Source organism: Streptomyces sp. NPDC014623 (genome assembly GCF_043088245.1).
GTDB lineage: Bacteria > Actinomycetota > Actinomycetes > Streptomycetales > Streptomycetaceae > Streptomyces.
Genome location: NZ_JBIBZU010000001.1, coordinates 325,836 through 352,472, shown reverse-complemented (window position 1 = coordinate 352,472; position 26,637 = coordinate 325,836). Strand labels below are relative to the sequence as shown.

Here is a 26,637-nt window from a genome sequence, read left to right as displayed (position 1 = left end):
GGGACGGTGCGCACGGATGTGCGAGAAGTGACGCCGCAGGCTAGCAGCCCGCGCCGGCACGGCCCACCGGAATCCGTGCGCTCCCGCCGGAGCGCACTACAGCCGGTGGGCGGCCCCCGCCGGGGTGGCTCCCCGTGTGTCCAGGAGGAGTTGGGCCTTCACCGCGAGGCCCTGGAGGTCGTATGTGCGGTGGTGCTGGAGCAGCACCGTCAGGTCGGCCCCGGCGGCGGCCTCGTAGAGGGAATCGGCGCGCGGGACGGGCAGGCCCCGCACCCGCCAGTCCAGGACGTGCGGGTCGTGGTAGCCGATCTGGGCGCCCATGTCCGTCAACCGGGTCGCGATCTCGCGGGCGGGTGAGGCCTCCTGGTCGGCGAGGTCCGGTTTGTACGTGACCCCGAGCAGCAGGACCCGGGCTCCCCGGACGGACTTCCCGTGCTCGTTCAGCAGGGTCGCGCAGCGCTGGATCACATAGCCCGGCATCCGGTCGTTGATCTCCTTGGCCAGCGAGACCATGCGCAACGGGTGGCCGGGCGTACGGCTGTCGTACGGGAAGCAGCCCGGGTCCACGGGGGCTCCGTGGCCACCCACGCCGGGGCCGGGACGGAACGGCTCGAAGCCGAACGGCTTGGTCTCGGCACACCTGATGACGTCCCAGAGGTCGACACCGAGATCGTGGCAGAGCACCGCCATCTCGTTGACCAGTGCGATGTTGACGTGCCGGAAGTTGGTTTCGAGGACCTTCGTCATCTCCGCCTCGCGTGGCCCGCGGGCCCGGACGACCTTGTCGGTGAGCCGCCCGTAGAAGGCGGCGGCCGATTCGGTGCAGGCGGGGGTCAGACCGCCGATGACCTTCGGGGTGTTGCCGTACACGTGGGTGCGGTTGCCGGGGTCGAGGCGGCCGGGGGAGTGGGCGAGGTGGAAGTCCCGTCCGGCGCGCAGTCCGGAGCCCTCCTCCAGCAGGGGACGCACGACGTTCTCGGTGGTGCCGGGCGGGACGGCCGACTCCACCAGCACGGTGGTGTACGGCCGCAGCCGGGCGGCGAGGGCCCGGGTCGCGTCGGTCACGGCACCGAGGTCGAGGGTGCGGTCAGGCCCGAGGGGGGTGGGTGCGCAGATCGCCGCGGTGCGGACCCGGCCCAGTTCCGCCGGGTCGGCGGTGGGCCGGAAGCCGCCTGCGACCATCCGTCTGATGTCGGAGGCGCTGAGGGATCCCTCGACCGGCGTACGGCCCGCTGAGAGTTCGGCGAAGGGGCGTGGGTCGGGGTCGTAGCCGACGGTGTGGATTCCCATGCCTACGGCTGCCTGGGCGAGGGGCAGGCCGAGGTGACCGAGTCCGATGACGGCGAGGTCTGCGGGCATGTGGGCCGTCCTTCCCTAAGGCCAAGAGACAGAAAGCGCAACCGCTGGGGACAGCGCTATGTCAGACTAGGCGTAAATATGACCTATATGTCGCATTCTGTGATTCTTGTGAGGCGGGTGTTGTCCACAGGCGGTGGCTGAAGTCGTGGACCGCGGACAGAATCGAGGGGTGGGCACGGGCGCCCGGCCCCCCGGCCGGTCCCGCTCCCGTGCCGTACCACCCCGATGCACCGGGATACCGGGAGGCAGCAGTGAGGACAGCGACACTGGGACCCGCGGAGCGCGCCGAAGCGCTGACCGCGATGGCCGAGCGCGAACTGGACGTGCTGGTCGTGGGAGCGGGCGTGGTCGGCGCCGGGACCGTGCTGGACGCGGCCACCAGAGGACTGTCGACCGGGCTGGTCGAGGCGCGCGACTGGGCGTCCGGCACGTCCAGCAGGTCGAGCAAACTGATCCACGGCGGACTCCGCTATCTGGAGATGCTGGACTTCGCGCTCGTACGGGAGGCGCTGAAGGAGCGCGGACTGCTGCTGGGACGGCTGGCGCCCCACCTCGTCAAGCCCGTTCCCTTCCTCTACCCGTTGCAGCACAAGGGCTGGGAGCGGCTGTACGCGGGCTCCGGCGTCGCGCTCTACGACGCGATGTCGGTGTCCTCCGGCCATGGCCGTGGGCTGCCCGTGCACCGGCACCTCTCCCGCCGCCGCGCCCTGCGGGTCGCTCCCGCCCTCAAGAAGGACGCCCTGGTCGGAGCCCTGCAGTACTACGACGCCCAGATGGACGACGCGCGTTACGTGGCGACCCTGGTGCGCACCGCCGCGGGCTACGGCGCGCACGTCGCCAACAGGGCGCGGGTCACCGGATTCCTTCGGGAGGGCGAGCGGGTCGTCGGCGCGCGGGTGCAGGACGCCGAAGGCGGCGAGGAATACGAGATCAGGGCCAAACAGGTGGTCAACGCGACCGGGGTGTGGACGGATGACACCCAGGCGCTGATCGGCGAGCGCGGGCAGTTCCACGTCCGGGCGTCGAAGGGCATCCACCTCGTCGTACCCAAGGACCGCATCCACTCCTCGACGGGGCTCATCCTGCGGACCGAGAAGTCGGTGCTCTTCGTGATCCCGTGGGGGCGGCACTGGATCATCGGCACGACCGACACCGACTGGGACCTGGACAAGGCCCATCCGGCCGCCTCCAGTGCCGACATCGACTACCTGCTCGACCACGTGAACTCGGTGCTGCACACCCCGCTGGGCAGGGACGACGTCGAGGGTGTCTACGCCGGGCTCCGACCCCTGCTGGCCGGTGAGTCGGACGCCACGAGCAAGCTCTCGCGCGAGCACACGGTGGCCCACCCGGCACCCGGGCTCGTCGTCGTGGCGGGCGGTAAGTACACGACGTACCGCGTGATGGCGAAGGACGCCGTCGACGAGGCGGTGCACGCGCTGGACCAGCGGGTGGCGGACTGCGTCACGGAGGACGTCCCGCTGCTGGGCGCCGAGGGATACCGGGCCATGTGGAACGCCCGGGCCAGGATCGCCGCCCGCACCGGGCTGCACGTCGTCCGGGTGGAGCACCTGCTCAACCGGTACGGCTCGATGACCGGGGAACTCCTGGAACTCGTCGAGGGCGACTCCTCGCTGGGCGAGCCGCTGGCCGGCGCCGAGGACTACCTGCGGGCGGAAGTCGTCTACGCCGCTTCGCACGAGGGCGCCCGGCATCTCGACGACGTCCTGACCCGGCGTACCCGGATCTCCATCGAGACCTTCGACCGGGGCACCCGCTGCGCCCGGGAATGCGCGGACCTGATGGCGCCGGTGCTCGGCTGGGACACGGACCAGATCGAACGGGAGGTGGAGCACTACCGCAAGCGGGTGGAGGCGGAGCGGGAGTCGCAGCGGCAGCCGGACGACCTGACGGCGGACGCGGCACGGCTGGGGGCGCCGGACATCGTGCCCCGCTGAGGTCGCTCCCGTACCTCCTCGGGGGCCCGGGGCGGATCTGCGGAGCCCCGTGCTCGCAGCAGTTCCGCTTCGGGGCCCTCGCCGGGCGGTGTGCCGGCACCAGCGGATCCGAGGGTGCCGGCCGCCGCGGTCCGCAGGCCGGTACCCGCGGATCGCGGGCCGACGACCGTCGAGGACGTGGTGCCGTGTCCCGGTGGCGCGGGGGCACCCGGTGGCGCGCCGGGCGTGGCCGGTGCCGAGGCGCGCGTACGAACCGTGCGCCGGCACCGGCGGACGGCCACCGCCGCGGTCGTCCGTCTCCTGGCCGCCGGGGTGTCGTGAAGCGCCGGGAAGGCGGCCGCCGGGGCCCGGCCCCCGACGGTGAACGGGGGGAGGGAGGACGATGCGGGCGCGAGGTGTGGTTCGCTTGGCGGGCTCGCGGTTCTCAGGGCGGGCACAGTCAGCACCGACGGGGCGGCGAACAGCGCCCTGGACATCGGCATGGCAGGGGGTCCGTTCCTCCGGCCGGATCATGGCCGACCCCGGACCCGGCACCATGACCGGTCCCGGGGTGAGGGACAATGAACGCTCTGCCAGGGCGGGTTGATCGCAGAGGGGACGCATGTCGGAGGCGGAGCAGTCGCGGGAGCCCCAACGGGACAAGGACGGACGTCTCCTCGCGGGGCGGTACCGCCTCGGGGAGGTGCTCGGCCGGGGCGGCATGGGTACGGTCTGGCGTGCTGCCGACGAGACGTTGGGGCGTACGGTCGCGGTCAAGGAACTGCGGTTCCCGTCGTCCATCGACGAGGACGAGAAACGCCGTCTGATCACGCGAACCCTGCGTGAGGCGAAGGCGATCGCGAGGATTCGCAACACCAGCGCGGTGACGGTCTACGACGTGGTCGACGAGGACGACCGGCCCTGGATCGTCATGGAGCTCATCGAGGGCAAGTCCCTCGCCGAGGTGATCCGTGAGGACGGGACGCTGACGCCGAGGCGTGCCGCGGAGGTCGGCCTCGCCATCCTCGACGTGCTGCGATCGGCGCACCGCGAGGGCATCCTGCACCGTGACGTGAAGCCGTCCAACGTCCTGATCTCCGAGGACGGCCGGGTCGTCCTGACCGACTTCGGGATCGCCCAGGTCGAGGGCGACCCCTCCGTCACCTCCACGGGCATGCTCGTCGGCGCCCCCTCCTACATCTCGCCCGAGCGGGCCCGTGGTCACAAACCGGGACCGCCCGCCGACCTGTGGTCGCTCGGCGGACTGCTGTACGCGAGCGTCGAGGGCCGCCCGCCGTACGACAAGGGCTCGGCCATCGCCACGCTGACGGCGGTGATGACGGAACCGGTCGAGCCGCCGGTCAACGCGGGTGGGCTGGAGGAGGTCATCTACGGCCTGCTGGCCAGGGACCCCGACCAGCGACTGGACGACGCCGGGGCACGTGTCCTGCTCAACGCGGTGATCAACGCCCCGGAAAAGCCCGTCCCGCCGCCGGCCGACTCCACCCAGGTCATGGCGCTGCCCACGGTCGGCGACTCCAGGAGCGACAGCAAGAGTGGCGGCAAGAAGGCCGCGGCCGCCGCGGCGGCCGCGGCAGCCGTCGTGTCCACCCCGTCCGGCGAGGGCGGCGGACCCGGAACGGACGCGGGCTCCGGGACGCCGGCCGCCGGTGACCCCGTCCCTCCGGGACAGGCCTCCGGCTCCCCCTCCGGCTCCGGTTCCTCGTCCGCGGACACTCCGGCCGGCGTGTCCGCGCTCGCCGAGAGCACCCGGGACCGGCTGCGCGGCGCCCTGCGGTCCGTACGCAACGCGAAGTCTCCGGCGGCCACCGCTGCCGGCGCCTCGGCGTCCGCGCAGGGGCCGGGGTCCCCGGCCGCGACGGCCTCGGCCTCCGGGCCCGCCGTGCCGCCCGGACGTCCGGGCGTGACCCGCGCGCCGATCACCGACGTCGTGCCGCGCCGCACGCTGGCGGTCATCGCCGGCGTCGTGGCCCTCGCCGTCCTGGGCACGGTCCTGGCGCTCACGCTCGGCGACGACGCGGGTGACACGAGCGGCGGCTCCAAGGGCGGCACCGCGGCCTCGTCCGGTGCGTCGGCCGGCGGTGACGCCCAGCCCGGCACCGGCGGAGGTGCGGGCAAGGACGAGGGCGGCGCGCAGGACGGCGGCAAGGACGGTCAGGGGCAGGACAAGGGTGAGGCGTCCGGCGAGGCCTCCGGTCAGGCATCGCCCTCGCCGGGGACCGGTAAGCCGAGCCCGGACCCGGGAGCGCTGCCCACCGGATACAAGACGGTCACCAACAAGCAGTTCCACTTCTCCGTGGCGATGCCCGGGAACTTCAAGTTCGACAAAATAGCCGGACGGAACTCCGGCGCCATCTACAACGCCGACGGTGGTTTCCCCCGTATCCAGATCGACTACAACTCCTCCCCGAAGGACGACGCGGCGGCGGCCTGGGCGGGAGCGGTCGCGGCCACCAAGAGCCTCAGTAACGGCTACAAGCACGGTTACATCAAGAAAGTCGAGTACAAGGGCTACCCGACCGTCGCCGACTGGGGGTTCACGCGCAACCAGCAAGGGCTCCGGGTCCGGGTCCTCAACCGGGGCTTCAAGGCCGACGCCACCCACGGTTACTCGATCATGATCAGCTGCAAGGCGGACGCATGGGACGACGAGGAGTGCCGGACGCTGCGCGAGACGGCCTTCGCCACGTTCAAGCCGGCCGACTGAGCGGCCGGTCCGGCTGACGCCGTGTCCGGGTTGCCGGACACGGCGGCGCGGCCACGACGTGCCACGTATGGTGAGAGAACGGGGACCGTACGCTGCCGTAATGCTGGGTCACTTGCACGGCAAATGACCGCGATCGGCCGGTTCGTACGGTTCCGATGACCGAGGGACAGCGCGCTCCGGGGAGGCGTCGTGGACGACTACGCGGGTCGGGTGCTTGCCGACCGCTACCGCCTTCCGCTGCCCCCGTCCGATGCGTACGAACTGGTCGAGACCCGGGCGTTCGACACATACAGCGGGCAGGAAGTCCTGGTACGGCAGGTGCCGTTGCCGGAGGTCGTGGACGCGGAGGTGCTCGACGCGGACGGCCTGACCTCGGCCAGACGTGCCACCGGGCGTACGGTGCGGCGGTCCACGGACCCGGCGGTCCGCCGGGCGATCGAAGCCGCACAAGCGGCGGCCCAGGTGCCCGACCACCCGCGCCTGGACCAGGTGTTCGACGTGTTCGCCGAGGCGGGATCACTCTGGATAGTGAGTGAACTGGTCGCCGCCCGGCCCCTCGCCGCACTCCTCGCGGAGCGGCCCCTCAACCCCTATCGGGCCGCCGAGATCGGCTCCGACGTGCTCACGGCGCTGAGGGTGCTGCACGCGCACGGCTGGACGCACCGCAACATCACGGTCCGCACGGTGCTGGTCTGTGACGACGGCCGAGTCGTGCTGACGGGGCTCGCGGCGGGCGCGGCCGAGGAGGCGCTGTGCGGATACGTCCCCGTGCCGCAGCCGGACGAGGAGAGCGCCTACGGGCCACCGGCGGTCGAATCGGGCCCCACCGGTCCGTACGAGCCGGAGGTGGCCGGGTCCGGTCCGTACGAACCCTCGGCTGTCGGGTCCGGCCGTTACGAACTGCCGGAGGCCGAGCCCGGTCCCTCCGGCCCGTACGAACCCCCGGTGCCGTACGACCCGGACGCCCTCCGCCCCGGGCCCGACGCCGTTTCCGCCCCCGAGGCACTGCCCGCCCCCAGGACGTCCACCGACGGGGCACCCGCGCCCGGTCCCCGGGCGGAGATCGAGGTGGCTCCCCCCGTCCTGCCCGCCGAGCCGGGGGCGGGGAGTGCGGCGCAGCTGCGTGCCGCCCGCGCCGGGGCCATCGCGGCCTACCGCGCGGGCGCCCGGGCAGCGGTGGCCCGTGCCGGTGAGGGGCAGCGGAAGCATGCGGACCCCGACCGCGACGACGGCCCCGACGCGGAACGGAGCGAGGAGCCCGGTGAGGATTCCTCCGCTCCTCCCGCCCCCGGCGGCCCGCAGCTGACCGGTCCCTGGGGCCGGGCGGCCGACGACCCGTACGAGGACGACGAGGACGACGAGGACGACGACGAGGACCCCGGCGAGCCCTCGCCCCCCGGCCGGCGGGTCCACCTCGCCGGTGCCTGGGACGACGGTCCCGGCTCCGGCCGGCCGGTGCCCGCAGGCGGTTCCGGAGGGCAGGGCGGCTCCGGCGAGGACGCGCTCCGTGCCGACTCCCGGCGTCTCGGTGGCGGGCCCGCCGGCCGCCAGGACCGGCTGCCGCAGCCCGTGACCGCCCGCGCCCCCGCCGGGGGGTGGGACGAGGTCGTCGCCGGGAGCGGCACCACCCCCGCCTACCGGGGCCCGGCCACGCCCCTCGCCGCGGAGCGAGCCCGGCAGGCCCGTATCGCCGTCGTCGGTGCCGTCACCGAGCGGTGGGCGCCCGAGCAGGCGGGGCCGGTCCACGACAACTGGCAGCTCGCCCCGCCCATCGGCCCCTCCACCGACCTGTGGGCGCTCGGCGCCCTGCTCTACCGCGCCGTGCAGGGGCACGCCCCCTACCCGGAGGAGAACGCCGCCGAACTCGTCCAGATGGTCTGCGGCGAGCCGCCCGCCTTCGCGGAGGAGTGCGGCCCGCTGCGTCCGGTCGTCGAGTCGCTGCTGCGCCAGGACCCCACGGAACGCCCCGACTTCGAGGAGCTGCGCGGCTGGCTGCGCTCCCTCGTGCGCTCGGCCCCCGAACCCGAGGCCGGTGCGGACATCGTCACGATGCCGCCCGTCGACGCCACCCGGCTGCCGGTCGTACGCCGCCGGGGCGAGCTGGTACGCCGTCGCCGGGGCCGCGGTGGCGCGGTGCACGGCCGGCACCGTCAGGGAAAGTCCCGGCGCCGCGAGAAACAACGGAGGCACGAGCAGCAGGCATACGGGCAGCAGGCGTACGAGCCGCAGGCCTACGAGAAGCCGCCGCGCGCGCCCCGGGAACCCAAGGGGCCCAAGGTGCTGCGCCAGCCGCAGCCCGGCGGCCGGGCCCCGCGACGACTCGGACGGCTGCTGCTGGTGCTGATCCTGCTGGCGATGGCGGCCGCCATCGCCTACGCCATGCTGTTCATGCCCGAGGAACGACCGGAGACGGGGGCGGGGGCCGCGCCCTCGGGCTCCGCCGCTCCGGCCGAACCGGAGCCCGCCGACAGCCCGCCCGCCGGCTCGTCGGAGCCGTCGGCCTCGTCCGGTTCCTCCGGCTCGCAGAAGCCGCAGACCAGTCGCTCCGCCGTCGCCCTCGCACCGGGCTACAAGCTGCGCAAGGACGCCGAAGGGTTCGAGATCGGCGTGCCGGCGGACTGGCAGCGCAGTCCGGCCAACGCCGACCGTCAGGTCCGTTACGGCAGCGACGGGTTCAGTGTGCTCGTCGTGCCCGGACGGGACACCGTCAAGGCCAACGGGAGCGACCCGCTGGACTACCAGCGGACCGCGGAACCCGAGCTGAAGCCCTTCCGGGACTCCAGCTGGGCCACGTCCACCGGCCTGCGCCGCGTCGACGTCGGGCGACAGGCCATGGCCGAGGGTCAGTTCACCTGGCAGGAGAGCGGCGGCCGTCAGGTGTACGTCCGCAACCTGGTCGTGATCGTGGACGGCAGGTATCACATCGTGCAGGTCATCGGCCCGGAGAACGAGCGGGACAAGGTCTCCGAGATCTACGGCCAGGCCATCTCCTCGTACCGCGTCACCTCCTGACGGACCGGCAGCGCGACGCGACAAGCATCACAGTGAGGTCTCGTGAGCGATGCGAGGTTACGTCGCACCGCCTCCCGTCCGTAATCTGTCGTCCCGAGGAACGGGGCGGGGACACACGTGGAACACGCGCAGGGCACGGATGCGGGGACCGTACTGGCCGGACGCTACCGGTTGGGTGACGTCCTGGGCCGCGGTGGCATGGGAAAGGTGTGGCGCGCCCAGGACGAGGTGCTGCACCGGACGGTAGCGGTCAAGGAGCTGACCGCCGGGCTGTACGTCGCCGAGGCGGACCGGGCGGTGCTGCACGCCCGCACGCAGAAGGAGGCGCGCGCCGCGGCCCGGATCACGCACCCCGGGGTCGTCACCGTCCATGACGTCATCGAGTACGACAACCGTCCCTGGATCGTCATGCAGTACGTCGACGGGCCCTCGCTCGCCGACGCGGCGAAGGCGTCGGGCGAGATCGAGCCGCGCGAGGCCGCCAGGATCGGGCTCCACGTCCTGAGCGCGCTGCGGGCCGCCCACGGCGCCGGTGTCCTGCACCGGGACGTGAAACCGGCCAACGTCCTGCTCGCCCGGGACGGCCAGGTCCTGCTGACCGACTTCGGCATCGCCGCGATCGAGGGAGACTCCACCATCACCAGAACAGGTGAACTGGTGGGTTCCATCGACTATCTGGCACCCGAGCGGGTACGCGGCGGCGACCCGGGCCCCGCGTCCGATCTCTGGTCGCTGGGCGCCACGCTCTACACGGCCGTCGAGGGGAGTTCGCCCTTCCGCCGTACGTCCCCCATCTCCACCATGCAGGCCGTCGTCACGGAGGAACCGCCCCCTCCGCTGCGCGGCGGCGCGCTGGCCCCGGTGATCACCGCGCTGCTGCGCAAGGACCCCGCGGACCGTCCGACGGCCGCGGAGACGGAGCGCATGCTGCTGGACGCGATGGAAGGGCGAAAGCCCCGTGCCGCCCAGGCACACGTGCCGACGCAGCGGCTCTCCGGGGACGACCTGCGTGCCTCCGCCGTCCCGGACGGCTCCACCGCCCAGCTCCCCCGGCCCCTGCCTGATCCGCTCGTGCCCCCGCACACCTCGGCGCCCGCCACCCGGCGCAGCCGGGGCCGGTGGCGTACCGCCCTGCTGGTCGTGACGGTGGCCGCCCTGATCGGCGGGGCGACGGGCCTGGTGGCGATGAAGACGGCGGACCGCGACGGGGGCACGGCCGGGGGCGCGGTGCAGCGGAGTACGGCCGGACCGGCTCCCGCCCCCTCGGCCTCCGCCGCCGGAGACCCGGCCGGGGCCTCCGCCGGGAAGGGCGGTGAGCCCGCCTCGAAGGAGATACCCGACGGCTGGAAGCGGGTCGACGACCCCGAGGGCTTCAGCCTCGCCGTCCCCGAGGGCTGGGAACGGCAGACGAGCGGCAGCCAGATCGACTACACCCCGGACGGCGGTGCGCACCGCCTCCGGATCGGCCTCGATCCGCAGCCGGACTTCACCCACTCCTACACGCACATGCAGAGCATCGAGAAGGATCTGGCCGCACGCCTGCCGGGCTACGAGCGCCTGTCACTGGAGAAGAACGTCTTCCGTGACCGACCCGGCTCCCGCTGGGAGTTCACCTGGGTCGAGTCCAAGGACCATCCGGGCCCGCGCCACGGCATCGACCAGATGTACTTCGCCGAGGCCGGCGGTCCGGAGTACGCGTTCTACATGACGGGGCCCGCGGAGGAACGGGCCGAGAGCCGGAAGCTCTTCGAGACGATGCTGCGCAGCTGGCAGCCGCCGGAGCGGACCGGCTGAGGACGGCGAGGAGATCCACGCCGAGGTGGCGGAGCGGCTGGAGATCCACGAATCTCGACGTCCGATCCCGGGATCGACTGTGGATCGCCCCTGATCAGCGGTTATGCAGCCAGTGATCACTGGCTGCATGGCCGGGCCCGGCAGAAGTCTTCGACAGGGTCTGTGAAAACCTGTTACCCACGGGTACCCAAAGTCGGCGGCTGGACATACTCTCGCCCTCATGACGGACTCGCAGGCCTCCACGCCCACCTCCGCCGCCCCTGGCACCCGTGTCGGCACCAATCCGGTGGCCGCCGCTCCGGCGGGCGCGCGTACCGCCGCCGACGTGGTCACACCCGAGGTGGTCGCCCGGCTGACCCGTGAGGTCGTCGGCTGCGGCCGCACGGCCAACCACAGCCCCTTCACCGGGGAGAAGCTGGCCGACCTGCCCGAGTCCACCCCCGAGGACGTCAAGACCGCCTTCGAGCGTGCCCGGGCCGCCCAGGGCGCCTGGGCCGCGGTTCCCGTCCGGACCAGGGCCGCCGTGCTGCTCCGCTTCCACGACCTGGTCCTGCAGCGCCAGTCGGAGGTCCTCGACCTCATCCAGCTGGAGACCGGCAAGGCCCGGCTGCACGCCCACGAGGAGGTGCTGGCCGTCGCCGTCGCGGCCAGGCACTACGGGCGCAAGGCCGCCTCGTACCTCAGGCCGAAGCGGCACACCGGGGTCGTCCCGACGCTCACGAAGGTCACCGAACTGCGCCAGCCGCGCGGGGTCGTCGGCCAGATCGCACCCTGGAACTACCCGCTCGAACTCTCCGTCGGCGACGCGCTCCCCGCCTTCGTCTCCGGCAACGCCGTCGTGATGAAACCGGACACGGAGACCGCGCTGACCGCCCTGTGGGCCCGTGACCTCCTGATCGAGGCGGGACTGCCCGCCGAGGTGTTCCAGGTCGTCCTGGGGGAGGGGCCCGTCGTCGGCCCCGAGGTCGTCGCCCACGCCGACTACGTCTCCTTCACCGGTTCCACCCGCACCGGCCGTGAGGTCGCCCAGGGCGCCGCCGCCCGGCTCGTCGGCGTATCCCTCGAACTGGGCGGCAAGAACGCCATGCTCGTCCTGGAGGACGCCGATGTGGAGAAGGCCGCCGCGGGCGCCGTCCGTGCCTGCTTCTCCTCCGCGGGACAGCTCTGCATCTCCATCGAGCGGCTGTACGTCCACGAATCGGTCGCCGACGACTTCGTGGAGCGCTTCGCCGCCCGTACGAAGGCCATGCGGCTCGGCAACTCCCTCGCGTACGGCGCCGACATGGGCTCCCTCGTCGGTGAGCGGCAGCTGGAGACCGTGAGCTGGCATGTGGCCGAAGCCGTGGAGAAGGGCGCCACGCTCGTCGCGGGCGGCGTCGCCCGCCCGGACATCGGCCCGCTCTTCTACGAACCGACGATCCTCGACGGTGTCGAGGCGCCCATGGCCGTCTGCGGCGAGGAGACCTTCGGTCCGGTCGTCTCCGTCTACCGCTTCAGCGACGACGACGAGGCCGTCGCCCTCGCCAACGCCACCCCCTACGGCCTCAACTCCAGCGTCTGGACGAGGAACGCCGGACGCGGCCACCGGGTCGCCGCGCGGCTGCGGACAGGCACGGTCAACATCAACGAGGGGTACGCACCCGCGTACGGCAGCGTCCAGTCGCCCATGGGCGGCATGAAGGACTCCGGCCTCGGCCGGCGGCACGGTTCCGAGGGCATCCTGAAGTACACAGAAGCCCAGACGGTCGCCCGGCAACGGCTGATCCCCCTCGCCCCCGCCTTCGGGATGGACGACGAGAAGTACGCCGCCTTCATGAGCCGCAGCCTCAAGGCGATGAAGGCCCTCCGGCTGCGCTGACCCCCTTCCGGTCGCGCTGCCCCATAGCGCCCCCCATCCGCCCTTTCCGTACCGAGGAGAGCCATGTCCCAGGACAGCCATGCCCAGAACCAGGCCGGCCCGTCCGCCCCGGCGGCGGACGACGACGCGTACGACTACGACGTCATCGTCGTCGGCTCGGGCTTCGGCGGCGCGGTCTCGGCCCTGCGGCTGAGCGAGAAGGGGTACCGGGTCGGCGTCCTGGAAGCCGGCCGCCGGTTCACGCGCGAGACGCTGCCCAAGAACTCCTGGGACATCAAGAACTACCTGTGGGCCCCGGCGCTCGGCATGTTCGGTCTCCAGCGGGTGCATCTGCTGGGCAAGGTGATGGTGCTGGCCGGCGCAGGTGTCGGCGGCGGCTCCCTCAACTACGCCAACACCCTGTACGTGCCGCCCACGCCGTTCTTCGAGGACCGGCAGTGGGCCGGCATCACCGACTGGAAGGCCGAGCTGGCGCCGTACTACGACCAGGCGAAGCGGATGCTCGGGGTACGGCTCAACCCGACGGTGACCCCGGCGGACATCCACCTCAAGGCCGTGGCCGAGTCCATGGGCGTCGGTGACACCTTCCACCTCGCCCCGGTCGGCGTCTTCTTCGGTGACGGCCAGGACGCCGACGGGGCCACGCGCACGACACCCGGCAAGGAGGCGGCCGATCCCTACTTCGGCGGCGCCGGCCCCGCCCGCACGGCCTGCTCCCAGTGCGGCGAATGCATGACGGGCTGCCGTCACGGCGCGAAGAACACCCTCAACGAGAACTACCTGTACCTGGCGGAGAAGGCCGGCGCCGTCATCCACCCGATGACCTCCGTCGTCGCGGTCACGGACGGCCCCGACGGCGGCTACCGCGTGTCGACCGTGCCCACGCACCGGCGCCGCAAGGCCACGCCGTCCGTCCTGCGGGCCCGGAAGGTGGTCATCGCCGCGGGCACGTACGGCACCCAGACCCTGCTGCACACGATGAAGGACGAAGGGCTGCTGCCCCGGTTGTCGTCCAGGCTCGGCGAGCTGACCCGCACCAACTCCGAGGGACTGGTGGGGGCGCAGACCAGCGACCGCCGCTACCGCAGGAAGCACGGCATCGCCAAGGCCGACTTCACCCAGGGGGTCGCCATCACCTCGTCGATCCACCCCGACGAGAACACCCACATCGAGCCGGTCCGTTACGGCAAGGGCTCCAACGCGATGGGCGCGCTGACCATCCTTCAGGTGCCCTACAGCACGCACCGGGTGCTGAGCTGGTTCGGCAGCGCGGTCAGGCACCCGTGGCTCCTGATGCGTTCGCTGTCCAACCGGCGCTGGTCGGAGCGGACCATCATCGGCCTGGTCATGCAGTCGCTGGACAACTCGCTGACCGCGTACCGCAAGCCCGGCGGCGTCGGCAAGGGGCTGCTCACCGCCCGGCAGGGCCACGGCTCGCCCAACCCGACCCAGATCGCCGAGGCCACCCAGGGCGCGACGCTGCTCGCCCGGGAGATCAACGGCTTCGCCGGGTCGAACATAGGGGAGCTGATGGGCACCCCGCTCACCGCGCACTTCCTCGGCGGCTGCCCGATAGGGGCGAGCCCCGAAGAGGGCGTCATAGATCCGTACCACCGGCTGTACGGACACCCGGGCATCTCCGTGGTCGACGGTTCCGCCGTCTCCGCCAACCTCGGCGTCAACCCGTCGCTGACCATCACGGCACAGGCGGAACGTGCGATGTCCTTCTGGCCCAACAAGGGCGAGGCGGACCCGCGTCCGGCGCAGGACGCGGCCTACGAACGGCTCCCCGCCGTCGAGCCCCGGACGCCCGCCGTGCCGAAGGAGGCGTTCGGCGCCCTGAAGCTGCCTTTCCTGGGGATACCGGTGGTACCACCGAAGGCGGCCGCGACCGAGGCCTGAGCCGGGAGACACGCCGCCGGGGAACACACCGAGGGGCTGCACCCCCCTCCGAGTGCAGCCTCTCCACCCGTCGTGAGGTACGGGACGAGCTGGTGTGTTCGCCATACATGACCCGCAGGGCGGGGCGACGGTTGTCCCCGGTTTGACGGAATCCTTATGTGTTCCTCGCCACATTCCCGCGGTGTGTTCAAGTCGTGATCCTGTACCGGGCAACTCCTGGCGGCGCGGCACGGTCGAACCCGTGCTGAGTCACAGCAGTCACACAGCTCCGCCGATCCCCAGAGGTTCGCGATGACACGCCTTTCCCCGAGAACAGCGCTGCGCCGTACGGCAGGCGGCCTCGCAGCCGCCGGGATGCTCGCCGCCGGTTCACTCGCCTTCGGCGCCCCGGCGCAGGCGGACGGGCCCGCCTTCACGCTCGGCGGGCCCGCCGAGACGGCGCTGCACCCGTACCCGGAGACCGGAAGCCCGCAGAAGTCCTCGCTCGGGCTCACCGTCCACAACCCGGACCCGGACGAGGAGAGCATGGGCTACGAGGGCGAGGTGACCTACACCCTCGACCTCAGCGGCATCGAGGGCGTCGCCGAACTCTCCCCGGCCGAGGACGCGGGAGAGGACTGCGAGATCACCGGGACCGAAGCCGTCTGCCACGACTACGGCGTCTCCGCGGGCCTCAGCTCCATGGCCGCCTTCGACCTCGCCGCCGCCGAGGGCAGCGAGGACGGCGCCTCCGGCACCATCGAGGTGACCGGCTCGGCCGAGGGGGTCACCTTCACCCCCTTCTCGGCGAAGGTGACCATCGGCGGCCCCGACCTGGTCATGAAGCAGCTGTCCTTCGAGGAGCAGCTCCAGCCGGGTGATGTGCAGCCCGCACCGATCACCTTCACCAACAAGGGCGACCGGGCCGCCGACGGCGTCCTGCTGACCCTCATGTACTCGCGCGGCATGGAGATCCCCGAGCGCTACGCCAACTGCGAGTACAACGGGGAGGCAGGGAAGCAGCCGTTCGAGGACTTCGCCTGGGCCACCGCCCTGTGCTCGGTCGCGGGCTCCTTCGAACCGGGCGTCACCTACACGCTGGCGGAGCCGCTGTCCCTCAAGGCCACCGAGCGGGCCCTCCACGACACCTTCGTCTACCGCATCCACGAGGACAGCTCCGCCCAGCGCTCGGCGCAGCGCGCCGGCGCGCCCTTCACCCGGGGCACCGGCCCGGAGCTGACCCTGGAGAAGGTCACGTCCTCCACGCGGAGCGCGGACCTCGATCCCCGGGACAACCAGCATGAGGCCGACTTCCACACCGGGAACACGGCCGACTTCACGGCGTACGGATCGGAGGTCGAAGGCGCCGAGGGCGAGACCGTCACGGCGGACATCGGCTTCCGCAACGACGGGCCGGCCTGGGTCGGCTACATCCGGTCCGGCGAGCCTGTCGCCACCTTCGACTTCACCGTCCCCGAGGGCGCCCGGGTCACCGGGAAGCCGGACTCCTGCCAGGGCGTGACGGCGGAGGGCAAGTACCGCGAGGACCGCACCGCAGCGCCCCGCTACTTCTGCAGCTCCTCGATGACCGTGCGGGACGGGGCGGACATCACACTGCCCTTCGAGCTGAAGATCGACAAGGTGGTCCCGGGCGCCTCGGGCGCCGTCACCGTCCGGAACACCTGGCTGAGCGACCCCGCCCTGCCCTTCGACCCCGAGAACACCAACAACACCGCGCGGCTCGTGCTGAACGGCGCGGACTCCGGTTCCGAGGACACCGGGGGTACGGCCGAGGGCTCCACCACCGGCACGGAGGGCGCCACCGGCGGTGACACGGCGGGCTCGGCAACCGGGACACCCGGTACCCCGGGCGAGACGTCCGCCCCGGGCTCCGCGACCGACGCGGGCACCACGGGCACGTCCGGTTCCGCATCGACGGGCACCGGGGGCCTCCTCGCCTCCACGGGCTCGGTGGCGCTCATGGGCACCGCCGTCGCGGTGGCCGCCCTGGCCGCGGGCGGCGTGCTGTACGCGACGACCCGGCGCCGCGCCCAGCGGATCTGAGACCGTCGTCCACGACGGCCCGAGGACGGCCGGCCCCGGGCGTCCCCGGGGCCGGCCGCACATGGGTGACCGGACTGCTGTCCCCTGCCGGCCGGTCACACACGCCGGGTCGTGGTCCCACGACGTACCTGCGGTACGCCACACGCCCCGGCGGAGCCACGCGTGGATTCCTGCCGATGCCGCCCCTGGCTGGCACGGACACCTGCATCAACGAAGCCGTCCGGGGCCCGGTCACGCGCCGTACGGGTGAGACCGGGCCCGAACGGGGGTGCGGCCTTACACCTTTCCGTACGTCACACCCTGCCGCGGCACAGCTCCAGCAGCGTCATGGCGAGCGCCGTGCCGGGCCTGCCCAGGGCATCGCTGTAGTGGCTGAGGACGTCCATCTCCCGGGAGAGGTTCACCCGGCGGCCCCCGGACGTGATCCTCGCCTCCTGGATCACCGCCGAAACGGCCATCCGTTCCTGGACGAGGCCGATGATCCGGTCGTCCAGGGCGTCGATGCGCGTCCGGGCGCCCCCGATCAGGGACGCGGCCTCCTCGGTGTGCGCTCCGGTCCGCTCGGCGGCCGTCGTCGTGGGTGCGGTGCTGTTCATCCGTGACTCCCGATGGGCTGAGGCCCCGGAGCGGACGGGCCCCGAACGCCAGAACGCCCCGGGCCTGTCGGCCCGGGGCGCCTGGAGAAGTTGCTTGTCAGTAGCTCAAGCAGCACGACCATGGCAGCCGGCGGGCCGGGTGCCATAGGTAAAGACGAAGGTCGTGTGCTGACGCATGGGGCAAGTATGGACCCGGGCCCGGCCCGGGTCCACGCCGGGCCCGGATGGTGAGACGGGAGTCCGGCGGGGCAATGCCGTGAGGCCGGTAGAATTGGAGGACCGAACCCCTCTCCACCGCCGGAAGGCCGCCCCCGTGCCAGCAGCACCCTCCGCCGCCCCCGAGACCACGACGGACGTCGTCCTGGTTGTCGACTTCGGCGCCCAGTACGCCCAGCTCATCGCCCGCCGCGTCCGTGAGGCCCGGGTCTACAGCGAGATCGTCCCGTCCACGATGCCGGTGGCCGAGATGCTGGCCAGGAACCCCCGGGCGATCATCCTGTCCGGCGGCCCGTCCTCGGTGTACGCGGAGGGAGCGCCCAGCCTCGACCGTTCGCTGTTCGAGGCCGGGGTCCCGGTCTTCGGCATGTGCTACGGCTTCCAGCTCATGGCCACGACCCTCGGCGGTACGGTCGACGACAACGGCGCACGTGAGTACGGCCGCACCTCGCTCGCCGTCTCGAAGGCCGGATCGACCCTCTTCGAGGGCACGCCCACCGAGCAGCCGGTCTGGATGTCGCACGGCGACGCCTGTTCCGCCGCCCCCGAGGGCTTCACCGTGACCGCGTCCACGGACGTCGTGCCGGTCGCCGCCTTCGAGAACGACGAGAAGAAGCTCTACGGGGTCCAGTACCACCCGGAGGTCATGCACTCGACCTACGGCCAGCAGGTTCTGGAGCACTTCCTCTACCGGGGCGCGGGCATCGAGCCGACCTGGACGACCACCAACGTCGTCGAGGAGCAGGTCGCCCTCATCCGCGAGCAGGTCGGCACCAAGCGCGCCATCTGCGGCCTCTCGGGAGGCGTGGACTCCGCGGTCGCCGCGGCCCTCGTGCAGAAGGCCATCGGCTCCCAGCTCACCTGCGTGTACGTCGACCACGGTCTGATGCGCAAGGGCGAGACCGAGCAGGTCGAGAAGGACTTCGTCGCCGCGACCGGCGCGAAGCTGAAGGTGGTCGACGCGGAGAAGCGCTTCCTCGACGCCCTGGCCGGTGTGTCCGACCCGGAGCAGAAGCGGAAGATCATCGGGCGCGAGTTCATCCGCGTCTTCGAGCAGGCCCAGCTGGAGATCCTCCAGGAGGACGGCCCCGAGGTCGCCTTCCTCGTCCAGGGCACCCTCTACCCGGACGTCGTCGAGTCCGGCGGCGGCACCGGCACCGCGAACATCAAGTCCCACCACAACGTGGGCGGGCTCCCCGACGACATCGAGTTCCAGCTCGTCGAGCCGCTGCGCCAGCTGTTCAAGGACGAGGTCCGGATGGTCGGCCAGGAGCTCGGCCTGCCGGAGGAGATCGTCCAGCGCCAGCCCTTCCCCGGCCCCGGCCTCGGGATCCGTATCGTCGGTGACGTCACCAAGGAGCGGCTCGACCTGCTGCGCGAGGCCGACGCCATCGCCCGCGAGGAGCTGACCGCGGCCGGCCTCGACCGTGACATCTGGCAGTGCCCCGTGGTCCTGCTCGCGGACGTCCGCAGCGTCGGAGTCCAGGGCGACGGCCGCACCTACGGTCACCCGATCGTGCTGCGCCCGGTCTCCTCCGAGGACGCCATGACGGCCGACTGGTCGCGCCTGCCGTACGAGACGCTGGCGAAGATCTCCACCCGCATCACCAACGAGGTCGCCGACGTCAACCGCGTGGTCCTCGACGTGACGAGCAAGCCGCCGGGGACGATCGAGTGGGAGTAACCCTCCGCGCAGGGTCAACGCTGGTGCCGTCGCTCATTCGTTTGGGCGGCGGCATCGTCGTACCCGCTGGGTAGGCTGGCTGAGGAGACGAGACTCAGCCCCATGGGAGCAACCATGAGTGCCGCACCCGACGACGAACCGACCGAGCGGTACCACTACCCGGTGCCCCCGCCCCAGGGCTGGGTGGCGGAGGATCTCGATCGGCTTCCGGAACTGCCGCGGCACACCGAGCTGATCGACGGGAGCCTCGTCTTCATGAGTCCGCAGACCAGGTTTCACATGCGGACCATGCGTCTGCTGGAGAACTGTCTCCTCGATCAGGCACCGGACGAACTCGACGTCTTTCGTGAGTTCAGCATCAGGCTGGACAGCCGGAACCGCCCCGAGCCGGATGTGCTCGTGGTCCCGTTGGACGCGGACACGGGCCCCAAGGAGACCTGCCTCCGACCCGAGGACGTACTTCTGGCGGTGGAGGTCATGTCGGAGGAGTCCGCAGTCAGGGACAGGGACGCGAAGCCACGGAAGTACGCCGCTGCCGGTGTGGCGCACTTCTGGCGGGTCGAGCAGGGCACCGACGGTCTGCCCGTCGTGTACGTGTACGAGCTCGATCCGGCTCTCAGGGCGTACACCGCGACGGGCATCTACCACAACACCCTCAAGCTCGACGTGCCCTTTCCCCTCGACATCGATCTCACCGCGATCCACCGGAGGCGCTCCCTCTAAATCGGTGGCAGAGCTCCTTCACCCGTGGAATGGTGCGTCCCCATGTCTGCCGAAGAAGTCCGCGCCCTCATGTCCGCCCCCGGCAACGAGGGCCTCACCTGGAACACCCCGCTGTCCGAGGACCACGCCGCCCGGCTGATCGCAGCCTGCGCGCCCGGGCCCGGGGCGCGGATCGCCGACTTCGGCAGTGGCTGGGGTGAGCTGCTGATGCGCCTGGTGGAAGCGGCGCCCGGGTCCACCGGGGACGGCATCGAGACCGACCCGGAAGCCGTCGCGCGGGGTGTGCGGCTGGCGGACGGGCGAGGGCTCGGCGACCGGGTCCGGTTCCACGAGGTGCCGGCGGCCGAACATCGGGGGGACGGCTACGACCTGGTCCTCTCCATCGGCGCCGCGCACGCCTGGCCCGGTGGCACCCCGGACGCGTTGAAGGCGCTGCGGGCCGCGGTGCGGCCCGGCGGCCGGGTACTGTTCGGCGACGGCTTCTGGGAGCGCGAGCCCTCGCCCGCCGCACTGGAGGGGCTCGGTGCGGAGCCGGATGACTTCGGCACCCTCCTGGGCATGGTCCGGCAGGCGGAGGCGGCCGGGCTCCGGCCGCTCCAGGTGACCGTGGCCGACCAGCGCGAGTGGGACCTCTTCGAGTCCGCCGCCAACATCGGGCGCGGCGAGCGCTGGGCGCTGGCCAACCCCGGGCACCCGCTGCACGCCGGGGTGACCGAGGCCGTCGACGCACGCCGCACCGGGTACTACGGGGGATACCGCGGGACCCTGGGCCTCGCCTACCTCGTGCTCAGCGCCTGAGAATCGCACATTTCTGCGATACGCGCCTCTGGCCCGCCCCGATGCGGGACGAGCCCGCTTCGTACGGCACAATTCGCAGCAATCAGAAGCGAGTTGGTTCTACCAGGGCGGGAAAGGGCGGCGTTCTCCGTGGCGTTGGACGAGACGAGGGCGAAGAGTGCGCACGGCGGTGGCTGTACGTGCGGCGACTGCCCGCACGGAGCACGCGAAGGGCACCGTCGCGCGGTGGCGGCCTTCCTCACCAAGCGGGACGCGTTCGCCGCCGGGCAGGGTCTGCCCGCCGGGGTCGCCCAGTCCGTTTCCGCGTCCCGGCAGTGGGTGTCGGACGAGCTGACCGAGTCGGCCCGCGCCGTCGCCGAACGCAGCCGTGAAGCCGGTGACGCCTGGCTGCACACGCTCTGGGTACGCACCCTCGTGGTCGTCTGGGGCGGCGTCGCCCTGCTGGTCATCGGCGAGGCCGTCACCGCGATCGGTGCCGGCTGGTCCACGGCCCGCACCGCGGGCCTGATCGCCGCACTCGTCACCGCCGGCCTGCTGACCGGCGCCGCCCGTGTCCACCGGGCCCGCGGCGGCCTCCTCGCCCCGCTGATCGGCGAGGACAACCGGCTCTCCACCTCGCGTACGGTCGCCGCGTCCTGGGTGCTGCTGGCCGTCTTCGCGGTGCTCGTCCTCGCGCTGCAGCTGGCCGGGGCGTCCGACCACGCCGACCGTGACGCCCTGATCGAGGGCCTGGACCTGGTCCGCTCGGCCGGCGTGCTGACCGTGCTCGCGCTGGTGTGCGCCGTCGCCGTCGTCGTACGCCGGGTGGTGACCGTACGCGTCCTGGCCCAGCGACTGCAGAAGCTGCGCGCCGACCGGCCGCGGGCCGCCGACCTGCTGACCGACGACTCCGGTCGCGGGAGCTTCACCGATGTGCAGTACGTGCTGGTCAGCGCCGTCGCCGTGCTGTTCGCCGCGGTCCGCCTGGCCCGTCGTCCCGAGCAGCTCCCGGATCTGCCGTGGGGCCTTGCGGTCCTGGTGGCCGTCTCGGCGGCGACGTACTTCGCGGGGAAGTACGCGGAGGGCGGCCGGCCGGTCATCCTGTCGGTCGTCCGGGCCAGGGAGGCCGGGGACCTGGACGCCCCGATCCGTACCGGGGACGACATCGAGATCCGCGGCGCCGGCTTCGTCCCGCCCGGTGCCGGCAGCCCCGACCGGCTGGCGCGGGTGGTCGTCAGGATCGGGCGGGTGCATGTGCACGTGCCCCTGATCCCGGTCACCGGGGGCTTCGCCAATCCGGCGGACACCGTGCTCACGGTGCCCGTGCCCGTCGAGGTCGAGCCCGGAGCCGTGGAGGTACAGGTCGTCACGGCGGCGGGCGTGGAGACCAATTCCTGCGTCGTCGACGTCACGGACTGAGCTGCACACCTGAGGGAACGGCACCGGACCGGCCTCCGTATGGTCTGTTGGAGGGCCAACGGAAAGCGGGGCAGTGATGCATGGGTACGGCGGCGGTTCCTACGGGCTGGACGAGCCGAAGGGGCTCCGGGACCGGGCGCGGGAGTACGCGCTCCTTCCCCTGCGGATCTTCCTCGGCGCCACGTTCGTCTACGCGGGGCTCGACAAGCTGACCGACAGCGCGTTCCTGTCGGCGGACGGGGCCGGGTCCATCGGTGAGACGATGCAGGCCGTACGCGACAGCGCGGCGGTCCCGGCCCTGGCCGACCTGGCCCTGAGGAGCCCCGAAGGCTTCGGTTACGCCCTCGCGATCGGGGAACTCCTCGTCGGCCTCGGCACCCTGGCCGGCTTGTGGGCACGGCTCGCTGCGCTCGGCGGGGCGCTGGTCTCGCTGAGCCTGTGGCTGACCGTCAGCTGGCGGACCGAGCCGTACTACTACGGCAACGACCTGGTCTACCTCGTGGCCTGGCTGCCGCTGCTGCTGGCGGGAGCGCCGTACCTGTCGCTGGACGCCCTGAGGCCAGGCCGGCGCCGCGGCCGGTTCTAGGGCCGCCGGCCTGACCACGCGGGGTGCGGCGTCCGCAGCCGTCGCCCACGCGACCCCGGACGGTCCGGTCGGGGGAGACCTCGCCGGGTCATCGGCGTGGAGCCGGGCAGCGCCTCCGGCCGGCCGGTCACCGGGGTGGGCGAGGGGGCCGGGGCCGCCCGCGAGGCCTTGGGTCCTCCGCTCTGTCCTTCCGATGGCCGGGCCGCCCGGGGCCCTTTCAACTGCCGGGCACGGCACCACTGGGCGAGGGCCCCGGCGTCGCCTTCCGCGCCTGGCGCCGTCGCCGCAGGCGGTAGCTGACCCAGGTCGTCGTGGCGGCCAGCCCCAGTCCGCCGAAGAACAGGGGGGCGAAGAAGGTCCAGGGGGCGTTCCACGCCCCCGCCGCGTCCGCCGCGTAGCCGGCTGCCAGGGTCAGCATGACGAGCCCCGCCACCGCGCGGCCGGGCCGGATCTCATGACGCAGCACGGGTGACCTCCAGCTGTCCGATGCCGATTCCCATGCCCAGCTCGACGGTGCCGGCGGGCTCGCTGTTCCCGGGGGGTTCGATGATCTGCCGCGTGCGCCGGTCGGCGGCGATGTCCACGTCCTCAGGCACATCGGACGGGAACTGCATGTCGCCGAGGCCGGCCTCGGCGTCCACCTTCACCGTCACGCCCACCGGTACGACCACGAGCGCGCGACCCGCCCCGACCTCGATACGCGTACGCAGGGTCTCCCCCTCGGGGACGGTGATCCGGGAGAGGTCGAGCTTCGCGTCGCCGGTGCCGAGCTCGTACCGGGGCTGGACCGCCGCGACCGAAGCCGGGCGCCATTCCTTGCGGATCCAGTCGGTACCGATGTCCTCGGGGACGACGGACGCCCCCGCCAGCAGTCCTGCCGTGACCACGGCCAGCAGGACCGTGCCGAAACCGGTCCTGCCGAGCACGGAGGCGACCAGCAGACCGAGGCCGAACACCCCCAGCGCCGCGGCGAGACCGATCTGCAGGCTGGTCCCCAGCGGATGGGTCTCCCAGCTCAGCCCCGTGCCCAGGCCTCCGGCGACCAGGGCGAGCAGGAAGACGAGGCCGCCGATCGAACGCGGGCCCCGGGAGCCCGGCGCGCGGTAGGGCGGGCGGTAGGGGGAGTCCGCCGTGGGCCTGCTCCTGCCGACCTGTTCCGCCTCGTACACCGCGTCCGCGGGGCCCCACAGATAGCCGGTCGCCGCAGGACCGGTCGTGCCGTCCTTGATGATGGGCTCCCGCCACCAGGACGGGCTGCCCGGTGTGGGCGGGGCCTTCACCTCGGGTGGCGCCCCGTGGCCGGCGGCGTGCGCCGTGTTCTTCGGGGCACGGGCCGGCGTACCCGGCGCGTCTTCAGGCGGGACCGCCCCGCGGTGCTGGGTCCAGACCGAGAATCCGATCACGGTCAGCGACAGCATCGCGGCGAAGGCGAGCATCCCGCCGTTGTGCAGCATCGACAGCAGCAGGCCACAGCCCACCAGGGCCAGGAGCAGAGCGATCAGTGAGGCGCCCTCGACGCGGCCCGACAGCAGACGGCGCGCCTCGTTCTCGTCCTCGCCCTCCACGGGGAGCAGCAGCCACGCGAAACCGTAGAAGATCAGGCCGATGCCACCCGTCACCGCGAGGACGCCGAGCACGATCCGGAAGATGACCGGGTCCACGTCGCAGTACCGGCCGAGCCCGCCGCACACCCCTGCCACCACTTTCTGCCGGGGGCTGCGCTGCAGCCGGGGAGCCGGCTCGGGAGGCGGTGCGACGCCGGGAGGGGCGTCGTGAGGAACGGTCATGGCTCCATGGTGACGGCCCGTACGCCCGTGTGGGACCCGCGCCGACCCTGGCCGATCCCTGATATTGCGTCCCGGTGGCCCCTGAGGGCCCGTCCGCAGGTCCTCGGGGCTGCGGGGCGGCGCCGGGGCACCGGCACCGAGCGCCTCAGGGTCGAGTCCGGGCAGACCCTGATGCCACGGCCCGCCGGAACGTGTGACGATCGGAGCATGCCAGCAGCCACGACCCGAGCCCCGAGCTCCCACGCCCCGGACCCGGAGGAGCCGGCGCCGCGCAAGCTGTACCGCAGCGCCGACGGGCGGATGCTCGGGGGCGTCGCGCGCGGGCTCGCCGGACATCTCGGACTGCCCGTCGTCTGGGTCCGGTTCGTCTTCCTCGGGCTGTTCTTCGCGGAGGGCCTGGGTGCCCTGCTCTACGCCGTGTTCTGGATCGTCGTACCGCTCGGGGTCGGCGGGGTCGGCGGGGCGGACAGGTCACTCTTCGAGACCGCCCCGGACGGCCGGCGCAGACTCCGCAAGCCCGACACCGGTCAGGTCTTCGCCCTGCTCGCCCTGCTCGTCGGCGCCGTGATCTTCGTCAGCAACGTCGACATGGGCAGCGAGGCGGACCGTTACGTCTGGCCGGCGCTGCTCATCGGCGCGGGCTCCGTCCTCGTATGGCGCCAGGCGGACAACGCGCGACGGGCCCGATGGATCGAGGTCGGCCGGCGCCGTCGGATCCTGCACCTCGCCCGCGGACTGGCCGGCGTCGCGCTCGTCGGCCTCGGCCTCGCCGCCTTCATGGTGGTGCGGGGTTCGGCCGCCCAGCTCGGCACCGCGCTGACCGCGGCCATCGCCGTGCTCACCGGCATCGCGCTGCTCGCCGGCCCCTATCTGGTGCGGATGACCCAGGACCTCTCCGAGGAACGTCTCATGCGCATCCGGGCCCAGGAACGGGCCGAGGTCGCCGCCCACGTCCATGACTCCGTCCTGCACACGCTCACGCTGATCCAGCGCAACGCGGACGACGGCGGCGAGGTCCGCAGGCTCGCCCGCGCCCAGGAGCGCGAGCTGCGCAACTGGCTGTACGACCCGGAGGGCACCGGCAAGGAGGAGGCCGAGGAGCCGTCGGGCCTCGCCGAGGCGGTCAAGCGTGCCGCCGCCGAGGTCGAGGACAAGCACGGGGTCCCGCTGGAGGTCGTGGTCGTCGGCGACTGCCCGCTCGACGAGAAGCTGGCGGCACAGATGCAGGCCGCACGCGAGGCGATGGTCAACGCGGCCAAGTACGGTGGCGAGGGCGGCGCCGTCCAGGTCTTCGCGGAGGTCGAGGGCCGCACGGTCTTCGTCTCCGTACGGGACCGGGGGCCGGGCTTCGACCTGGACGCCGTCCCGGCCGACAGGATGGGCGTACGAGAATCGATCATCGGCCGGATGCAGCGCAACGGCGGTACGGCGCGGCTGCGTCCGGTGCCCGGTGGGGGCACGGAAGTCGAGCTGGAGATGGAGAGGGCGGGTCAATGACCGAGAACACCGAAGCGGCCGGGGGGCCGGAGCGCCGGGTACGGGTCGTGCTCGTCGACGACCACCGGATGTTCCGCACCGGGGTCCAGGCCGAGATCGGCCGCACCGAGGAGACCGGGGTCGAGGTCGTGGGTGAGGCCGCCGACGTCGACCAGGCGGTCACCGTGATCACCGCGACCCGCCCCGAGGTCGTCCTCCTCGACGTCCACCTCCCGGGAGGCGGCGGCGTCGAGGTGCTGCGGCGCTGCGCCCCGATGATGGGCGCGGTCGAGAACCCGGTGCGCTTCCTCGCGCTGTCCGTCTCGGACGCCGCCGAGGACGTCATCGGTGTCATCCGCGGCGGCGCCCGCGGCTACGTCACCAAGACCATCACCGGCACCGACCTGGTGGACTCCGTCTTCCGGGTCCAGGACGGCGACGCGGTGTTCTCGCCCCGGCTGGCCGGGTTCGTCCTGGACGCCTTCGCCTCGACGGACGCCCCGCCGGTCGACGAGGACCTGGACCGGCTGACGCAGCGCGAGCGTGAGGTGCTGCGGCTGATCGCCCGGGGATACGCGTACAAGGAGATCGCCAAGCAGCTGTTCATCTCGGTGAAGACGGTCGAGTCCCATGTCTCGGCCGTGCTGCGTAAGCTCCAGCTCTCCAACCGGCACGAGCTGACCCGGTGGGCGACGGCGCGACGGCTGGTCTGATGAGCCTCGCTCAGGCGGGCCGGGTGC

18 protein-coding genes are annotated in these 26,637 nt (G+C 72.3%); 14 read left to right on the top strand and 4 right to left on the bottom strand.

Annotated elements, in window-relative coordinates; translation table 11 throughout:
• Nucleotides 1-96: 96 nt before the first annotated feature.
• Entirely contained in the window at nucleotides 97-1,359 is a 1,263-nt protein-coding gene (locus tag ACF1FZ_RS01615; RefSeq protein WP_391771372.1) for a nucleotide sugar dehydrogenase, read from the bottom strand.
• A gap of 251 nt (nucleotides 1,360-1,610) precedes the next feature.
• Between ACF1FZ_RS01615 and ACF1FZ_RS01610 the strand changes: the two genes are divergently transcribed.
• The 7 genes from ACF1FZ_RS01610 (at nucleotide 1,611) to ACF1FZ_RS01580 (ending at nucleotide 16,633) form a co-directional block, all read left to right on the top strand.
• On the top strand, nucleotides 1,611-3,317 hold the full coding sequence (locus ACF1FZ_RS01610; protein ID WP_391771371.1) for a glycerol-3-phosphate dehydrogenase/oxidase: 1,707 nt from the start codon (nucleotides 1,611-1,613) through the stop codon (nucleotides 3,315-3,317).
• A gap of 601 nt (nucleotides 3,318-3,918) precedes the next feature.
• The gene (locus ACF1FZ_RS01605) at nucleotides 3,919-6,024 is read left to right on the top strand and encodes a protein kinase (RefSeq protein ID WP_391771370.1); all 2,106 of its coding nucleotides are present in this window, start codon (nucleotides 3,919-3,921) and stop codon (nucleotides 6,022-6,024) included.
• Between the two features lie 189 nt (nucleotides 6,025-6,213).
• Complete coding sequence (locus tag ACF1FZ_RS01600) at nucleotides 6,214-9,036, top strand: protein kinase (protein WP_391771369.1); 2,823 nt, start codon at nucleotides 6,214-6,216, stop codon at nucleotides 9,034-9,036.
• A gap of 117 nt (nucleotides 9,037-9,153) precedes the next feature.
• Complete coding sequence (locus ACF1FZ_RS01595) at nucleotides 9,154-10,830, top strand: protein kinase (RefSeq protein ID WP_391771368.1); 1,677 nt, start codon at nucleotides 9,154-9,156, stop codon at nucleotides 10,828-10,830.
• Between the two features lie 220 nt (nucleotides 10,831-11,050).
• The gene (locus ACF1FZ_RS01590) at nucleotides 11,051-12,688 is read left to right on the top strand and encodes a succinic semialdehyde dehydrogenase (protein ID WP_391771367.1); all 1,638 of its coding nucleotides are present in this window, start codon (nucleotides 11,051-11,053) and stop codon (nucleotides 12,686-12,688) included.
• Nucleotides 12,689-12,751: 63 nt separating this feature from the next.
• Complete coding sequence (locus ACF1FZ_RS01585) at nucleotides 12,752-14,590, top strand: GMC oxidoreductase (RefSeq protein ID WP_391771366.1); 1,839 nt, start codon at nucleotides 12,752-12,754, stop codon at nucleotides 14,588-14,590.
• A 291-nt stretch (nucleotides 14,591-14,881) separates the two neighbouring features.
• On the top strand, nucleotides 14,882-16,633 hold the full coding sequence (locus ACF1FZ_RS01580; RefSeq protein WP_391771365.1) for a peptidase: 1,752 nt from the start codon (nucleotides 14,882-14,884) through the stop codon (nucleotides 16,631-16,633).
• 293 nt (nucleotides 16,634-16,926) lie between these two features.
• Here the strand turns inward: ACF1FZ_RS01580 and ACF1FZ_RS01575 are convergent, their stop codons facing one another.
• Nucleotides 16,927-17,229: a chorismate mutase gene (locus ACF1FZ_RS01575; RefSeq protein WP_391771364.1), complete on the bottom strand. Its 303-nt coding sequence runs from the start codon at nucleotides 17,227-17,229 to the stop codon at nucleotides 16,927-16,929.
• A gap of 313 nt (nucleotides 17,230-17,542) precedes the next feature.
• Between ACF1FZ_RS01575 and guaA the strand changes: the two genes are divergently transcribed.
• From guaA to ACF1FZ_RS01550, 5 genes are all read left to right on the top strand, one after another.
• Entirely contained in the window at nucleotides 17,543-19,129 is a 1,587-nt protein-coding gene (gene guaA / locus ACF1FZ_RS01570; protein WP_391771363.1) for a glutamine-hydrolyzing GMP synthase, read from the top strand.
• Nucleotides 19,130-19,243: 114 nt separating this feature from the next.
• Nucleotides 19,244-19,852, top strand: a complete 609-nt coding sequence (locus tag ACF1FZ_RS01565) for a Uma2 family endonuclease (protein WP_391771362.1) — start codon at nucleotides 19,244-19,246, stop codon at nucleotides 19,850-19,852.
• A gap of 42 nt (nucleotides 19,853-19,894) precedes the next feature.
• Nucleotides 19,895-20,650, top strand: coding sequence for an SAM-dependent methyltransferase (locus ACF1FZ_RS01560; protein WP_391771361.1), 756 nt, complete (start codon nucleotides 19,895-19,897; stop codon nucleotides 20,648-20,650).
• 129 nt (nucleotides 20,651-20,779) lie between these two features.
• The gene (locus ACF1FZ_RS01555) at nucleotides 20,780-22,048 is read left to right on the top strand and encodes a hypothetical protein (protein WP_391771360.1); all 1,269 of its coding nucleotides are present in this window, start codon (nucleotides 20,780-20,782) and stop codon (nucleotides 22,046-22,048) included.
• A gap of 76 nt (nucleotides 22,049-22,124) precedes the next feature.
• Entirely contained in the window at nucleotides 22,125-22,634 is a 510-nt protein-coding gene (locus ACF1FZ_RS01550; protein WP_391771792.1) for a DoxX family protein, read from the top strand.
• A gap of 217 nt (nucleotides 22,635-22,851) precedes the next feature.
• Here the strand turns inward: ACF1FZ_RS01550 and ACF1FZ_RS01545 are convergent, their stop codons facing one another.
• Both ACF1FZ_RS01545 and ACF1FZ_RS01540 read right to left on the bottom strand, forming a co-directional pair.
• A complete protein-coding gene (locus ACF1FZ_RS01545; RefSeq protein WP_391771359.1) occupies nucleotides 22,852-23,100 on the bottom strand; it encodes a hypothetical protein in 249 nt (82 codons plus the stop codon).
• The gene (locus tag ACF1FZ_RS01540) at nucleotides 23,087-24,421 is read right to left on the bottom strand and encodes a PspC domain-containing protein (RefSeq protein ID WP_391771358.1); all 1,335 of its coding nucleotides are present in this window, start codon (nucleotides 24,419-24,421) and stop codon (nucleotides 23,087-23,089) included. The genes ACF1FZ_RS01545 and ACF1FZ_RS01540 overlap by 14 nt, the downstream gene beginning before the upstream one ends.
• Before the next feature lie 207 nt (nucleotides 24,422-24,628).
• On the opposite strand from ACF1FZ_RS01540, the gene ACF1FZ_RS01535 reads away from it, so the two are divergent.
• Nucleotides 24,629-25,918: a PspC domain-containing protein gene (locus ACF1FZ_RS01535; protein WP_391771357.1), complete on the top strand. Its 1,290-nt coding sequence runs from the start codon at nucleotides 24,629-24,631 to the stop codon at nucleotides 25,916-25,918.
• Nucleotides 25,915-26,610, top strand: coding sequence for a response regulator transcription factor (locus ACF1FZ_RS01530; RefSeq protein WP_361584335.1), 696 nt, complete (start codon nucleotides 25,915-25,917; stop codon nucleotides 26,608-26,610). The genes ACF1FZ_RS01535 and ACF1FZ_RS01530 overlap by 4 nt, the downstream gene beginning before the upstream one ends.
• Nucleotides 26,611-26,637: the final 27 nt, after the last annotated feature.

Coding starts and splice junctions, on each gene's coding strand:
- ACF1FZ_RS01605 (WP_391771370.1), top strand. CDS start 3,919: ATGTCGGAGGCGGAGCAGTCGCGGGAGCCCCAACGGGACAAGGACGGA.
- ACF1FZ_RS01535 (WP_391771357.1), top strand. CDS start 24,629: ATGCCAGCAGCCACGACCCGAGCCCCGAGCTCCCACGCCCCGGACCCG.
- ACF1FZ_RS01590 (WP_391771367.1), top strand. CDS start 11,051: ATGACGGACTCGCAGGCCTCCACGCCCACCTCCGCCGCCCCTGGCACC.
- ACF1FZ_RS01565 (WP_391771362.1), top strand. CDS start 19,244: ATGAGTGCCGCACCCGACGACGAACCGACCGAGCGGTACCACTACCCG.
- ACF1FZ_RS01550 (WP_391771792.1), top strand. CDS start 22,125: ATGCATGGGTACGGCGGCGGTTCCTACGGGCTGGACGAGCCGAAGGGG.
- ACF1FZ_RS01580 (WP_391771365.1), top strand. CDS start 14,882: ATGACACGCCTTTCCCCGAGAACAGCGCTGCGCCGTACGGCAGGCGGC.
- ACF1FZ_RS01530 (WP_361584335.1), top strand. CDS start 25,915: ATGACCGAGAACACCGAAGCGGCCGGGGGGCCGGAGCGCCGGGTACGG.
- ACF1FZ_RS01560 (WP_391771361.1), top strand. CDS start 19,895: ATGTCTGCCGAAGAAGTCCGCGCCCTCATGTCCGCCCCCGGCAACGAG.
- ACF1FZ_RS01575 (WP_391771364.1), bottom strand. CDS start 17,229: ATGAACAGCACCGCACCCACGACGACGGCCGCCGAGCGGACCGGAGCG.
- ACF1FZ_RS01585 (WP_391771366.1), top strand. CDS start 12,752: ATGTCCCAGGACAGCCATGCCCAGAACCAGGCCGGCCCGTCCGCCCCG.
- ACF1FZ_RS01615 (WP_391771372.1), bottom strand. CDS start 1,359: ATGCCCGCAGACCTCGCCGTCATCGGACTCGGTCACCTCGGCCTGCCC.
- ACF1FZ_RS01540 (WP_391771358.1), bottom strand. CDS start 24,421: ATGACCGTTCCTCACGACGCCCCTCCCGGCGTCGCACCGCCTCCCGAG.